At 55.2% G+C, this 13,793-nt stretch carries 10 protein-coding genes; 6 read left to right on the top strand and 4 right to left on the bottom strand.

The window, feature by feature from the left end; translation table 11 throughout:
* Positions 1 to 146: 146 nt before the first annotated feature.
* Positions 147 to 1,889, top strand: coding sequence for a radical SAM protein (locus RDV48_26570; protein ID MDQ7826396.1), 1,743 nt, complete (start codon positions 147 to 149; stop codon positions 1,887 to 1,889).
* An 18-nt stretch (positions 1,890 to 1,907) separates the two neighbouring features.
* Here the strand turns inward: RDV48_26570 and RDV48_26565 are convergent, their stop codons facing one another.
* Positions 1,908 to 3,401, bottom strand: coding sequence for a DUF2867 domain-containing protein (locus tag RDV48_26565; GenBank protein ID MDQ7826395.1), 1,494 nt, complete (start codon positions 3,399 to 3,401; stop codon positions 1,908 to 1,910).
* 119 nt (positions 3,402 to 3,520) lie between these two features.
* On the opposite strand from RDV48_26565, the gene RDV48_26560 reads away from it, so the two are divergent.
* The 3 genes from RDV48_26560 to RDV48_26550 all read left to right on the top strand — a co-directional run bounded on the left by RDV48_26560 (position 3,521) and on the right by RDV48_26550 (position 5,965).
* Entirely contained in the window at positions 3,521 to 4,336 is an 816-nt protein-coding gene (locus RDV48_26560) for a DUF1963 domain-containing protein (GenBank protein ID MDQ7826394.1), read from the top strand.
* A gap of 20 nt (positions 4,337 to 4,356) precedes the next feature.
* Positions 4,357 to 5,094 (top strand): RsiV family protein, encoded by a 738-nt coding sequence (locus RDV48_26555; protein ID MDQ7826393.1) that lies wholly within the window; start codon positions 4,357 to 4,359, stop codon positions 5,092 to 5,094.
* Between the two features lie 160 nt (positions 5,095 to 5,254).
* Entirely contained in the window at positions 5,255 to 5,965 is a 711-nt protein-coding gene (locus RDV48_26550) for a cytidylate kinase-like family protein (GenBank protein MDQ7826392.1), read from the top strand.
* Here the strand turns inward: RDV48_26550 and RDV48_26545 are convergent.
* Both RDV48_26545 and RDV48_26540 read right to left on the bottom strand, forming a co-directional pair.
* On the bottom strand, positions 5,960 to 8,140 hold the full coding sequence (locus RDV48_26545) for an HD domain-containing protein (protein MDQ7826391.1): 2,181 nt from the start codon (positions 8,138 to 8,140) through the stop codon (positions 5,960 to 5,962). The genes RDV48_26550 and RDV48_26545 overlap by 6 nt on opposite strands.
* 292 nt (positions 8,141 to 8,432) lie before the next feature.
* A complete protein-coding gene (locus tag RDV48_26540; GenBank protein MDQ7826390.1) occupies positions 8,433 to 9,332 on the bottom strand; it encodes a hypothetical protein in 900 nt (299 codons plus the stop codon).
* 235 nt (positions 9,333 to 9,567) lie between these two features.
* Here RDV48_26540 and RDV48_26535 point away from each other — a divergent pair, with 235 nt between their 5' ends.
* A complete protein-coding gene (locus RDV48_26535) occupies positions 9,568 to 10,851 on the top strand; it encodes an Nramp family divalent metal transporter (protein ID MDQ7826389.1) in 1,284 nt (427 codons plus the stop codon).
* A gap of 27 nt (positions 10,852 to 10,878) precedes the next feature.
* Here RDV48_26535 and RDV48_26530 read toward each other — a convergent pair whose 3' ends face one another.
* Entirely contained in the window at positions 10,879 to 11,121 is a 243-nt protein-coding gene (locus RDV48_26530; protein ID MDQ7826388.1) for an Ada metal-binding domain-containing protein, read from the bottom strand.
* Between the two features lie 205 nt (positions 11,122 to 11,326).
* Between RDV48_26530 and RDV48_26525 the strand changes: the two genes are divergently transcribed.
* Complete coding sequence (locus RDV48_26525; GenBank protein MDQ7826387.1) at positions 11,327 to 13,783, top strand: RyR domain-containing protein; 2,457 nt, start codon at positions 11,327 to 11,329, stop codon at positions 13,781 to 13,783.
* The last annotated feature ends 10 nt before the right edge of the window (positions 13,784 to 13,793 follow it).

Raw genomic sequence — 13,793 nt, 5'->3', positions numbered from 1 at the left:
TTGTGTCCACAATCTCCCACAGGCATTTTCATTGCGAGTTATGCAGGGCTCTCGTATAAGGGCTATTGCCGTGGCTGCCCGGATGTGGTATAGTACACTGAAGCGGCACTAAGCCCCGATTTTTAGATTTCTGCAGGTGCTGTCCCATGAAGAAGGTTCTTGTCATCGACCCGGGTATCCGCTTCCTGCGGGGAGCGAGAGAGCACACCATCGAGGATTCCCATTTTCCAAGGGGCGCAATGAGCATCGCCACATTCCTGCGCTCCCGGGGCGTCGACACGGAGTTTCTTTTCCTTGACGCCCTCAGGCAGAGAAGCACCTTCGGGGAGAACGTGAGCCTCATCTATGACACTCTCAGGGGAGTCATAAGCGGCAGGGATTACTCCCTTATCGCCATCGGAGGCCCCTTTACCATCCAGATGCCTCTCATACAGATGGTCGCCGAGATGGCCCGTGACCTTTCACCGCGCTCTCACATCGCTCTCGGCGGCGTCCACGCATCGTTTCTCTCTGAAAGGAGCCTTGAGGAGGTGTCCTGCGCCGATTCAGTCATACGAGGAGAAGCGGAGTGGACGTCGCTTGAGCTGGCGCACCGCCTGGCAGGGAATCTCCCTCTTGAAGGCCTTGAGGGCCTCACTTACCGGGACGGCGCCATGATCCGCATCAACGGGCTCCGCTCACCGGGGAGGCTTGAGGAGCTCCCCATGATAGATTACGGGCTGATCCCCCGGAGGCTTTACAATGAAGTGATGATCAACCTTACGGCAAGCCGCGGCTGCGCCTTCAAGTGTACTTTCTGCGCCGAGCAGAGGTTCTGGGGAAACCGCGTGAGGATCTTTCCCGTTGAGGCGCTCGTGGATGAGATCCGCCATGTGAGCAGCCTCTCTGAAAAGCCCATTTTTTCCATAGAGGACAGCATGATATCGCTGAAATCCCCCTATTTCTTCAGGTTCTGCGATGCCCTGAAAGCCCTTCCCTCCAGGGATTACTTCATCAGCCACATCAACTCCAGGGTTGATGCCGTCTGCGAGGAAGGACTCAGCGCCCTGAGGGACATGGGAGTCTCAAGGGTTGCCTTTGGAGTGGAGAGCGCCTCGGGGAAGGTTCTGAAGGCCATGAACAAGGGAATTACAAGGGCCGATATGGAGAAGGCCTGCAGGATGGTGAGGGATTACGGGGTAGCCGTGGCCACCCTCTGGATTTTCGGCCATCCCGGCGATGACCCCTCCGAGTCCGAGGTGAGTATCAGGGCGCTGGAAGACTTTTATGTGAGCGATCTGCAGCAGGTTTCCGTGATCAGCATGTTCATTCCCTACCCGGGAACGCCGTTTTTTCACCATCCTGATGAATTCGGCCTCACTATACTCCCCGAGAGGTGGGACCTCTGGGATCGCTACAGCCTGAAGCCTGTCTTTGAGGACAGTCATTACCGCCAGCAAGATCTCGTCGCCGCATGCCAGAAGGCCCTGGAAGTGAAGAGCACCCATGAGAGCCTTTCCATTATGCGCCATTTCGTCAAGGACAGGATGGTGGAGCTGCCCAACGGCTGGAACGCCCTTGTGGCGCCGGGAGGCTTGCCGGCCATCGAGATCAATATCAAGCCCTTCGAAAAGCTCTGGGAGGATCTCGGAGTGAAATATCACAAGGGCCTTGTGGGGCTTTTCTTTACCGATGACAAGGTCATGGTGCGGATGAGCCCCCTGTCGCCGCCCATGCAGGAGGCCCTCAATACACTTGGCTCCATGATTGTCACGACCCTCGGAGGCTTTCGTCTCAGGCAGGATGATCAGCTCCTCATCACCGGGACAAACAGGAATCATCTCAACGGCTTTGCGCTCTGCGAGGTCCTTCTTGCCCTTTCCCGCGATTTAGCCGGGCCTGGCATGTGAAGAGCCTCTCCCCGCCTTTCAGCTCCAATTTTCAATCTCCCTCAGGATGTCCATGAAGATCAGATGATGGAAAGGCAGCAGGATGATCCAGTAGAGGGGCCCCCAGAATGAATCGGTGTCAAAGAAGGCAGTAAGCTCAAGGCGGTTCTTGCCCTCGAGAGGCTCAATCATAAGCTTCAGCCATCCTCTGCCCGGGAGCTTCATCTCGCCCCTGAGGAGGAGCATCTCGTTTTCCCTGAGGTCCTCGACGCGCCAGCAGTCGATGACATCGTTGATGGAGAGGCCTGGAGAGCACTTCCTCCCGCGGGCGATGCCCACGCCGAGCATAGCCCTGTCTATCACCCCTCTCACCTTCCAGAGAATTGTGGTGTGAAACCATCCTTCGTCCCCCCCCAGATTGCACATGGTCTCAAAAAGCGACGAGGCACTTTTCGATGAGACAAGGGACTTTTTCAGCGAGAACCGCGGCGGCTTTCTCAGCTCCGCAAGCCTGACAAAGGTGGCGCTCGTGTGGGAGCGGGAATCCGACCATCTCGTAAACACCTGTGCGCGCTCTTCCCTGGCAAGAGCCCTGGCCACGGCCTCTCTCAGGGGCAGGGGCTCAAAGGGGAGGAGATCCCTCATCCTGCTGTCCTTGCAGATCACTTCATCCTTGCACCCTGCCATGAGGGCCATGACAAGGGGCGCCGGCACGGGGGTGATGAGGCCTGCAAGGTAGCCGAAAAGGCGGCAGCTTGTGATGAAGGGCACTCTCAGGAAAAGTGTCTTTCTTCCGAGAATCTCCGCGAATACTTTCAATATATCGGCGTACATGAGAATGTCAGGTCCGCCGATATCAAAAAACTCCCCTGTCGTCGAAGGGGTTTCCAGTGCTCCCACGAGGTACTTGAGGACATCCCTTATGGCGATGGGCTGGCAGAGCGTGAAAGCCCACGGAGGAAGAAGTATGAGGGGGAGATTTCGCACAAGATGCTTGATAATCTCGAATGATGCGCTTCCTGAGCCGATGATGATGGCAGTGCGAAGCACCGTGACAGGGGTAGGGCCGTCCATGAGGGCAACGCCGGTGGTGAACCTGCTCTTGAGATGGGGAGAGAGAGGCATCTGTGCATCGCCAAGACCGCCCAGGTAAATAATCCGCGAGATCTCGCTGGCCGCGGCAGCTTCGCTGAAATTTTTCGCGGCGGTGATGTCGGCCTCTTCAAAGTGCTTCTCACCAAGGCGGAGGGAGTGGATAAGGTAATAGGCCGTGCTTATTCCCTCAAGAGCCTTCTTGAGCGATTCCCTGTCAAGGGCGTCTCCTTCGACAACGGTGGCACCAGGCCATCGCTCCCGGTAGGCATCGGCATCATGGCGCACCATCGCCACGACCTGGTACCCGCGGCCTATGAGTTCCGGTATGAGCCTGCCGCCTATGTATCCCGTGGCCCCAGTGACAAGAATCTTCCCCGCCTCGGGCAGAGGACGGGAAGGCAGGTTCCTGCAGAGAAGCTCATGGTAAAATTCTGTCATCTCTCATATATTTGCCTGGAAGCACCTCTCTCCCTCCTATTATTTCTTTTCCATGGGAGAGCCTGAAGGAGCAGGGGGCTTCCTGGAGAAGTCAGAGAGAGATATTTTCGGGAGGTGGAATGGAGAGCGGAACGAAGGCTTTACTTTTGGTGATTGTCTTCATCACCGTCCTCACAGGTTGCCAGAAGGTCCTGCCGCCGCCCGCAGGGAAGGGAGCTGTCACTCAGAATCTCATGAAAAAGCTAGAAAAGGTCAAAAGAACGGCCTGGCTCCCCGTGGTAAGGGCCGGTGACGGCGACCTCACGGCATCAAAGTTCTCCGGGATTCCCTGCCTTCTTCCGGGAGAATCATGGCCGCGCTGCAGGAACTGCAAAAAGCCCCTGCAGCTTTTTGTGCAGCTTGATTACGCCGGGCTTCCCGCGGGATTCAGGAAAGAGGTGAAGGCTGACAGGGGCATTCTCCAACTCTTCTACTGCACAAACACCGGCGCAGGCTGTGATTATTCAGAGACCTCATGGCCCTCTTCGAAGTGCACTCTTGTAAGGATCATCTCCCCGGACAAGGTGGAAAAGCCCCGGGAGGCTCCCCCGGAAGGGTACTTTCCCGCGAAGATCATAGTGGGATGGAATGAGGCAGATGACTATCCCGGGTGGGAAGAGTTAAGCGGGAAGGGAATCACGCTGGATGCCCCCGATGAAAAGGAGTATGAGAGCCTTGACACGCCGAAGCAGGGCGAAAAGCTTGGCGGATGGCCCTTCTGGGTCCAGGGCATCGAGTATCCCCTGTGCCCGAAGTGCGGTGCCACGATGCGGTACCTCTTCCAGGTTGACTCGGAGAAGAATATCCCGTTCATGTTCGGAGATGCAGGTATGGGCCATATCACGCAGTGCCCCGTCCATACGGACGTCCTGAGTTTCAGGTGGGCCTGTTATTAGAAAATCAAGAGGAGGTTTCCATGAAACATGTAATGACTGCCGTTCTGCTGCTTCTGTTTTTCTTTCAGGCGCTCCCTGCCCGGTGCAAAGAGGCGGGCACCTTCAGGTGGACAATAAAGACCCTTGAGAAGAAGGAAAAGGACTGCGCTTTTACCTTTTCCTACCCGGAGCTTTCAACAGACTGCGCCATTATGGGAGTACAGGGCATCGTGAAAGACTTCAACCGCAGGATGCTCCGTACCGCAGAGGGCGAGAGGGACTCTTTTTTCAAGGAGATGAAAAACGACAAGACCTCTTCAGGACCGCCCGAAGTGCCTAATGAGCGCAGCGTGGCCTGCACCCAGGTAGGGAGCACCCCCCGTTATGCCTCTTTTGTCTTTGACCATTACGAGATGTGCAGAGACATGGCTCATCCAGAGAACTGGTACACAACGGTCAACTGGTCTGCTGACGGGAAGTACCTCGTCCTTGATGACATCCTGAAGCCGGGCGCGAAGACCCTTGAAGTGCTCTCAAGTGAGTCCGAGAGGCTTCTCAGGGCAAAATTCAAGGAGGACGGGGAGCTCCTGAATGCTGCGGGATGGGCTCCCAAGGCCGACAATTTCAAGCATTTCTGCATGGGCGGCGACGGGCTCCATGTCTTTTTCCTGTTTTACCAGATAGGCCCTCGGCCTTTAGGAGGCCCCGAGATCACCATCCCGTGGAAGCCCCTTGAGAGCAGCCTCACCCCGAGAGGGAAGGCCCTTCTGGGGAAATGAGCTTCCCCGTCTTTATTGACTCAGTGCTGCCATGGGGGTATAATGAAACTGAGGCGCCACAGGGAAGAGGCCCTGTGCCAGGAGACCTTATACTCCGGAGCATGCCAGATGACCTCATCATGCTTGAGAATGAGGTGCGTCAGTAGATCAAGGAGGTTCCATGAGAACTCGGGTAAGCTCAGAGCTCGTAAGAAAGCAGATAGATATCTGGGAACGGGAAAAGCTTCATAAAAAGCGACTGGAAACTACGGAAGATGCCCCTTACTTCCCCGTAGTCACCGTCTCACGCCAGATGGGGACAGGGGGAGTCTCCATCGCCGAGTTCGTGGCAAAGAAGCTGAATTTTCGGCTCTTTGACCGGGAAATCATAGAATTCATCGCCGAGCGCGCCGATATCCGCAAGAGCGCCGTTGAGACCATCGATGAAGGTGTCCATTCAATAGTGGAGGAGTACCTCCATTCTTTCATGGGGAAAGAGGGCTTTTCCGCCTCTGAATATCTGCGCCACCTCACGGAGGTGATCCTTGTGACGGCCGGCCACGGGAAAACAGTCATCATCGGCCGGGGAGCCCACCTGCTCATCAAGAACCGCCCCCTCCTGAGGGTAAGAATTGTGTGCCCCCTTGCCACAAGGATCAGAAGCCTCGCAGAGAGAGAAAACCATACATTGAAAAAGTCCGAGGAGATTATAAAGAAGCGTGACGTGGAGAGGGCAAGCTTTATCAAGAAGAATTTCCAGCGGGATATTGACGACGCCACAAGCTATGACCTCGTGGTAAATACGGACAAGATCGCCTTCGAGCAGGCCGCTGATATTATTGTCTGCGCGTACAGGAACCTTTTCGGCGATAAAGGCGTCGCTCTCTCATAGGTCCATGTCATCAAAGGTCCTGATGAAAGGCTCCACGAGGTCGGGATCGAACTGCCTTCCGGCACATCTCCTCAACTCAGCTATTGCGGCTTCATGGGGAAGCCCTTTGCGGTATGCCCTGTCTGATATCATGGCGTCATAGGTATCGGCAATTGAGATTATCCTTGAGAAGAGAGGAATCTCGTCGTATTTTCTCCTGTCCGGGTATCCTTTGCCGTCAAAGCTCTCATGGTGGGCTTTCACCAGCACCGAGAGATCACGGAGGTGCTCAAAGGGCTCAAGGGTTCTCGCTCCTATGGCCGAGTGCGTCTTGATTATGGCATATTCCTCGGCGGTGAGCTTCGCGGGCTTGTTGATGATGGTCCTGTCAATGGCCATTTTTCCTATATCATGGAGAAGGGCTGCCTTTTCGAGCTTCTCCAGCTTCTCAGGGGCAAGCTTCAGGTGTTCACCGAGCCTCCGCGCATAGATGCTCACCTTTTCCGAGTGGCCCTTGGTATAGGGATCAACGGCCTCAAGGGCATACGAAAGGGCGCAGACCAGGTCAAAAAAGAGGCTCCTGAGCCTTTTCTGATCCTTCAAGAGCTCGAAGGAGGCTGTCTGCAGCAGCCTGAAAAAGAGGCTTATGGTCCCCGCGATGAGGGCGGTGACTGCGGTGAAGAGGGCACCGAAGAGGTCAATGATGCAGGCCGTCCCGGTGGCAGGATAGATGAAATAGTGGAGCATAGCAAGACTCGCAGCCACGGCGCCCAGGGCATAACTCAGGAAAGTTCCTGCCGGCCCGCCAAGGAGTGTGCTGCCCCGTGTCCTGCGGAGGAACCTGTCCAGCGGGAAGCCGACGGCAAAGATCAGGGCGCCTGCGAGAACCCCCTGGCAGAGGAATATGGTGAGCCACTGGCTTGCCGATGTGGTGGCGTAGAGGGTGAGGCCCGTAAGTGCCCCTGTGAAAATGCTGCCTGCCATGGTGAGCACGAAAGCGCGCTGTCCTGCGGAATTCCCTGTGCCTAAGAAACGGTAGGAGGCGGTGAGGAGGCCGAGGTTCCTGGCCGTCTCCTCAATCTCCTTCATTATCTGCTCCTCTTCAAAGCCTGTGACCTCCTCAAGACGGTCCTCTTCGAGGGGCCATTCCTTCCTTTTCAGCATATCCTCCAGGGCGGACACCACTTTCCTGTCAAAACGGGTGCCGCATTCGGAGTACATCTGCCTGATGGTGTTCTCATGGCTGAGAGCTTGCCTGTACGGCCTCGGGTGGGTGAGAGTGTCATAGAAATCAACGACGGAAAGGATCCTTGCTTCAAGGGGGAGGTCATCCGGCTTCTTGCCGGGGAGGCTGTACTCAAAGTAGGTCTTTGCCGGCATGCGCTTTTCACCCTGCTTCTGGAGATCCACGGAATAGATGAAGAGCTGTGATGTCTTGATAATTTCGGTCTCCCAGGAAAGGACGTTGAAGGGGGTGAGGATCTTCTTCACAATGAAGGGGTGCAGCCTGATCTGCGTGAGCTCCTCGGGGGTGAGGGCCGATTCTTTCATCACGAGGCTCTCGTCAATGAATATGAGGCCCAGATCGTGCATGAGAGCGGCGCGGCCAAGCTTTTCGCAGGTTTTCTCGGGCAGGCCGAGTCGCCTCGCAAGGAGGATGCATCCATCAGCCACCCTTTTAGAATGGCCCCTTTTCGACGGGTCTCGGGCTTCAAGCACGGTGATGAGGGACTGGATCACCTGCAGGTGGTATCTCCCCAGCACCTGGAGAGAGATGGATATTCTCTCCGATATGCCGCAATAGACGAAAATGAAGGAGCTGATTACCGAAGAGAGGATTGTGAGGGCGTATACCCAATAACTGTGTACAGGGTTCTCTGCGCTCCCGGGGAAAAATATCCTGTCCGCCGTAAGGAAAGAGAGAAAAAGGAGAAGAGTGAAGAAAAGAACCTGCGCAGCGGGAGGGCGGTGGTACCTTCCCCTGCTCAAACCTTTGAGAATCCATAGCAGCAGTATATGGACCGACGACGCGCAAAGGCCGCAGATGCCCCCTACAAGAGGCCTCATCATGAAGGCGTCAAATGATCTTGTACAGACTGTATGGTATATGGATATAATAAGCCCGACTATGAGTCCGAACAGGGTGAATACCGCGATAAAATACGACCCCTCCAAAGGCTTTCGGAGTTTGTTCATTGGGTATGTCCTCGTTGTTAAGATTGTTCTGCGATCCTTCCCCTCACCAGTCCCGATTTTTTTCTTCCGTTTCCTCATGCGGCGATATCCACAGTAAGGAACAGGTCTATCTATGGGGTCAGAACAGCCTTGAAGGTTGCCCTCTAAGGATTGCATCACCTGCTTTCTTCCCGTGCATTCTCTTACTATTATCTCTTATTTTTGTTGCCGTAATGTTACAGGTTTGTTGAAATATTATTAAATATGATGACAATCATGTCTTACACCGCAGGCGGGAGCGAGCAGGCCTGAATCAGGGTGAGGAAGCCGACGGAGCGGGGGATGGGGGAATGGAGCTCCTGTCATTGGCATCTTCTTTCTTCTCTTCAATGACGCTCTTGATCTTTTCCGAGTTGATCCGGTCCTGCCTTTTGAACCGGTGATCATAGAGCTCATCGTAATTCATCCTGTCGCGCACTACCTTGAAAGGCTCTGGTGAAACGTTTATCCACCCGTCATAGGGATAGTTGAGCTCGGTAATGAGCCAGATGGTGAGCAGCATGATAAAGATAAAGATGAAATCGAAGATAAGCTGGATTTTCAGCTTCTCGGTGCCGAAATAATAAAAGCCCACTATGGCGCAGATACCGCCCACAATTATGATAATCCATATGAGGGGGTAAAGGTGGCCTCTTATCAGAAGAAAGCGCTGTACGCGTAACTGGCTCAGATCTTCGACTTTTTCCAGGATCTCCTGGTAGGTGAGGATCTCTCTCTGGCTTTTGAGAGGCAGCGTGTGGATCCTGTACCAGATGTTGTGAAAAGCTGTCTGGGTTTTTTCGCTGATGCACCTGTGAACCGCCATCTCCTTCCACTCGTCGTCTATTATGCAGTTGTTGTAGTCTATCAGGGCATGCTTGAGGTCATCGGAGTCAGGAATGAGGAGAGCGAGGTGATACATGGTGTTTATTGTCTGGGCTTCCCTCCCGACATCATCCTGCGCATCGATGACCTGCGACCAGAGGGTTATCACGGCGAAGCTGAGCAGGAAGGCGTAGAGGGCGTTGAAAAAGCCGAAGGATGTCGAGAGGAGGCTCCGCTCGTTGACGTCAAGGGGAATCCTGCTCCTCCTGTGTATCAGGAAAAACAGGAAGGGAATGAGGGCTGATATGAACAGGATGGCCGCGAAGAGATATATCGCGTAGGTTGCCATGCAGCTCCTCCCATGGAAGCGTTGTTCCTGGTATGACTCTTCTCCTCCGCTCTCACAATCTCCTCCGGGAGTGATCGGGAGACACTTCCGCCCGGTGAAGCCTCTTCGGAAGACTGTCTGCGGGCATATTGTGCCGCGGGGAGAATTCTGGTATACTCTGTCCAGAGACAGGGCTGTGAAGAATTTCTATGCCCTGTGACGCAATGCAGTGACGGAGCCTTAAGCGGGATTCTGAATGAACATCAAGGAATTTAAAAAGCGCCTGGTCTATTTCTTCTCCGGCGAGGAGAAAAAGAGGCCCCGTCTTGCGGCTTTTGAGATCCTGAAATATATAGGCCCCGGCCTTCTGGTCACCGTGGGGTTTATCGATCCCGGCAACTGGGCGTCAAATGTGGCCGCCGGTTCCCGTTACGGGTACAGTCTTCTCTGGATGGTGACGCTTTCCACCCTTATGCTGATCGTGCTTCAGCATAACGCTGCCCATCTGGGCATTGTCACGGGGAAGTGCCTGTCGGAATCAGCGGTGAGTCACCTCCGCCCATGGAGTGCCCGGGCAATCCTCTCGACGGCAGTTCTTGCAGCGGTGTCCACGGCGCTCGCCGAGCTGCTGGGAGCCGCAATCGGCCTTGAGATGCTTTTCCACATTCCCCTGAGAATCGGTGTCCTTATCGCCCTCGCCTTCGTGGGATGGATGCTCTTTGCCAACGGCTACAGGAAGATTGAGCGCTGGATAATAGGCTTTGTCTCCCTCATCGGCCTTGCGTTTCTCTATGAGCTTCTCCAGGTAAAGGTTGCCTGGAGCCAGGCCTTTACGGGATGGGTCACCCCCTCCATTCCCTATGGCTCGATGCCCATTGTGATGAGCGTCCTTGGCGCCGTCGTAATGCCTCACAACCTCTTTCTGCACTCCGAGATAATCCAGAGCCGGGAGTGGAACACCGCCGACGAAGCCCTCGTTGACCGCCAGCTCAAGTATGAGTTCGTGGACACCCTTTTCTCCATGCTTGTGGGATGGGCCATCAACAGCTCGATGATCCTGCTGGCGGCTGCCGCTTTTTTCGGCGGGAAGGTGGAAGTGACGGATCTTTCCCAGGCCGAGACCATGCTCAGGCCTCTTCTGGGCTCCATGGCATCGGCGGTTTTTGCCCTGGCCCTTCTCGCGGCAGGCCTTTCTTCAAGTGTCACTGCGGGAATGGCGGGCGGCTCAATCTATGCGGGCATCTACGGCGAGCCTTACGATATAAGGGATCGGCACAGCAGGACCGGCGTGGCCATAACCCTTTTCGCTGCGGCATTGGCCGTGTTCTTTATAAAAAACCCTTTTCAGGGCCTCATTATCTCGCAGATGCTGCTGTCGATCCAGCTTCCCATCACCATATTCCTGCAGATACGCCTCACGTCATCAAAGAGGGTAATGGGAAAATATGCCAACACGCTCCGTGAGAACATACTCCTCTGGATAGTGGCGGCCGTGGTGACACTCCTTAATGTGCTGCTGCTCATCGACATCCTTGCATAAGGGTGCCGGGCGGCTTTCACCGGCGTTCTAGGGCCTGCAGACACTGCAGGGAGAATACCCGGCTTTCAGGGCCTCACTCCTGGTTTTAAAGTAGACGGCGTTCTTTTCCTTGATTTTCTTTGCCCACTGGCAGTCAAAAACATGAAATTTCCTGCTTTCCGCCAGGGTGCTCCCCACGTAGGAATACCCAGGCCTCGGTGAGGCTGCCACAAGCATGATAAGGAACAGGAGTCCAAGGGCTGCCAGTGCGGCTCGCTGCATATTTCTCATAAGAGCTCTCTTTCATGGGGCAGGGAAAGGATAGAGCTTTCAAGCAATAGTTATCCATTGCGGCGCTCCATCCCTTTTCTTTTTTCTTTCATCAGGCGGTGAAGGTTTTTTCCCTGATGATGCAAATATATGTAAAGTCACCTTCTCTGGTGAGACTTCGGCAGACCTGCTCAGGCAGGTTTCGGGAAGGGGGAAGTGTCACTCCATGAGTGATTTTGACGAGGAATATCGTGAGTGGCTTGGCCAGGAAATGCGGCAATATGCTGCCTTGACGGCCGATTATGAGCGCCTGCGCCAGGTGATTCACTCAAAGCTTGAGAGCGCCGTGGCGAAATACGCCTCCCACGCCATAGTGGAGTCCAGGGTGAAGAGCCTCTCGAGCTTTGCCGAAAAAGTGGCAAGGAAGAAATACAAGACTCCCCTGAGCGAGATAACCGATCTCTGCGGGGGCAGAATAATTGTCTTTACCCGCGAGGAAGTCGAAATAATCGAAGGCTTCATCAGGGCCGTCTTTGCTGTTGATGAAAAAAACAGCATTGATGCGGGGCGGAGAATAAGGCCCTCGGAGTTCGGTTACCGCTCGCTCCATTTTGTGGTGACCATTCCGCAGGGCGACCTTTCTGCCGATGATGCGCGCAGGGGCCTGGATTCCCTCAAGTGCGAGCTCCAGGTGAGAACGGCGATGGAGCATGCCTGGGCAGAATTCAGGCACAGGAACTGGTACAAGCAGGCTCTCCCCCTCCCGGACCGCTGGGAGCATGAGCTTTCCGCCCTCTCTGCATTGCTGGAGACTGCCGACGGTGCATTCTCCAGGATTCAGTCAGGCATCAAGGATATAGAGCGCGGGGAGCTTCTCTCAACGGGCAGTGAGAAGCTCAGGAGCGAGCTGGAGCTTTTCCTGATGATCCTGGACCATGACAGGGAGGACGAGCATCTCGCGCACCGCGCCGGGAGGCTTGCAATGGCTCTGGAAGAGTGGGAAAAGGCCGTGGAAATCATGAAGCCATTCTCAGAAGGAGGCTCGCGGCATATCCTCCGGGACCTGGGAATATCGCTCTGCAAGCGGTACAGCCCTTCATCTGAGCCTGATAAATACGGTGAGGGGATTGCCCTGCTTGAGAAGGCAGCCATTGACGTGCCCTGCGATACCGATGGTCTCACCTCGCTTGCTTCGGCTCTCAGGCCGCTTGATCCGGGAAAAGCCCGGGAATTCTGCAGGAAGGCCTACGAGGCGGACCCCGCCAATCCCCATGTCCTGGGAACGTTTCTGACCTCTGAAATTGCCTCTGGAGGCGCCGGCGCCCCTCTTGCGATGTTCTCACCGGTCATCAGGGAGGCACTCAATAAATGCCTGGAACAGGCCGGGGCATCGCTCAACCTTCCCTGGGCCTATTATGATGCCGCCCTCTTTCACCTTTTCCTGGGAGAGACGGTGCAGTCCCTCCAGATGTACTCGCGGGCCCTGGTGACGACCCCGTCATTGTGGATGGTAGAGACAACCCTTAAATCGCTTGAGAGCCTGGCGGGGGCATGTGATTCCCTCAAGGAGTGCCGGTCGGCATTGAGAATGCTCCAGTGCGGGATGGTGAACAAGTCTGTCCAGATGCTCGGCAGGATAGGGCCGGGTGAAGCTGCTCCGGAAGACAGCTCGCTCATAGAGAAGGCAAAAGTGCTCAAGGGATTTCAGAGGCGCCAGTACAGCAATGCACTCCCCTGTTTTGTCATTGCCGGCGAAGCTTCCAGCCAATGGACACTCTTCAGAGAAGCATTGAAAAGCGCTTTTAACGCTCTCAGGGCACTGGTGCTGTCAGGCGCCGAAGAGAGCACCATGCTCTCCTTTCTTTCGGATCTGAAAAAGGCGTACACGGACTCCCTTGAGATAATCCCTTACTCGGTGCTCCCTCAGGAAAAAACTGCAACCGAGGGCACCATTGTGCCCTTCCTCCAGTACTGGACCGATATCCTCTCCTCCGGTTATCCTCCCTCGGAGGTGAAAGTACTTGGTGTCGGCGCCAGCGAGAGGACCATTGCAGAGTATTCTGTCGCGCTGGCCTTTGGCGCAACTGTCGTTCTGCTTGAGGACGAGACTCTTTCCGCTTCATCTTTTCTCCCGGACAATTTCTGGCATGACAGGGGAACCCTTTACATCGTTGATGCAATGACCCTTGAGGCTTTCGTGCGCGAGGGCATGGCGCCCCTTGAAGATGAGGCCGATATCAACTCCCTTGCCCGGGCGATCCATGACTCGTACAGGCGCTCGCAGCTCAAGATAATTGCTGAGAATGATCCCTCCCTGAAGCAGTGGGAAGAGCTCAGCGAGACCCTGAAGAACTCGGACAGCCATCAGGCGGCCCATATCTTTGAAAAGATGCGCACCATCGGCTGCCGTGTGGAGAAGAAGAAGGCGAAGATGGCAGATTTCCATTTCACCGAAGAGGAGCTTGATCTGCTTGCCCAGAAGGAGCATGCCCGCTGGTGCGTCGAGCGTATCAGGGATGGATGGAAATACGGCGCCGTGAAGAGCGTGGAGAAAAAGATCACCCCGTGGATTTTGGGGTGGAGCCACCTTGATGAAGAGAGAAAAGAGCTGGACCGCAAGGCTTGCCTTCGGATTCCCTCGCTTCTTGAAAGGGCGGGCCTTGAGATATGCAGAGGCCGCTGAACGAGAGTCA

It is taken from the genome of Candidatus Eremiobacterota bacterium (genome assembly GCA_031082125.1).
Taxonomy (GTDB): Bacteria; Vulcanimicrobiota; CADAWZ01; order CADAWZ01; family Ess09-12; genus Ess09-12.
This window is presented reverse-complemented; position numbering and strand designations above follow the sequence as displayed.

Bases quoted from the DNA above. Each gene is read 5' to 3' on its own strand.
- RDV48_26525 (MDQ7826387.1), top strand. From the start codon at position 11,327: ATGAGTGATTTTGACGAGGAATATCGTGAGTGGCTTGGCCAGGAAATG.
- RDV48_26535 (MDQ7826389.1), top strand. From the start codon at position 9,568: ATGAACATCAAGGAATTTAAAAAGCGCCTGGTCTATTTCTTCTCCGGC.
- RDV48_26545 (MDQ7826391.1), bottom strand. From the start codon at position 8,140: ATGAACAAACTCCGAAAGCCTTTGGAGGGGTCGTATTTTATCGCGGTA.
- RDV48_26540 (MDQ7826390.1), bottom strand. From the start codon at position 9,332: ATGGCAACCTACGCGATATATCTCTTCGCGGCCATCCTGTTCATATCA.
- RDV48_26530 (MDQ7826388.1), bottom strand. From the start codon at position 11,121: ATGAGAAATATGCAGCGAGCCGCACTGGCAGCCCTTGGACTCCTGTTC.
- RDV48_26560 (MDQ7826394.1), top strand. From the start codon at position 3,521: ATGGAGAGCGGAACGAAGGCTTTACTTTTGGTGATTGTCTTCATCACC.
- RDV48_26570 (MDQ7826396.1), top strand. From the start codon at position 147: ATGAAGAAGGTTCTTGTCATCGACCCGGGTATCCGCTTCCTGCGGGGA.
- RDV48_26555 (MDQ7826393.1), top strand. From the start codon at position 4,357: ATGAAACATGTAATGACTGCCGTTCTGCTGCTTCTGTTTTTCTTTCAG.
- RDV48_26550 (MDQ7826392.1), top strand. From the start codon at position 5,255: ATGAGAACTCGGGTAAGCTCAGAGCTCGTAAGAAAGCAGATAGATATC.
- RDV48_26565 (MDQ7826395.1), bottom strand. From the start codon at position 3,401: ATGACAGAATTTTACCATGAGCTTCTCTGCAGGAACCTGCCTTCCCGT.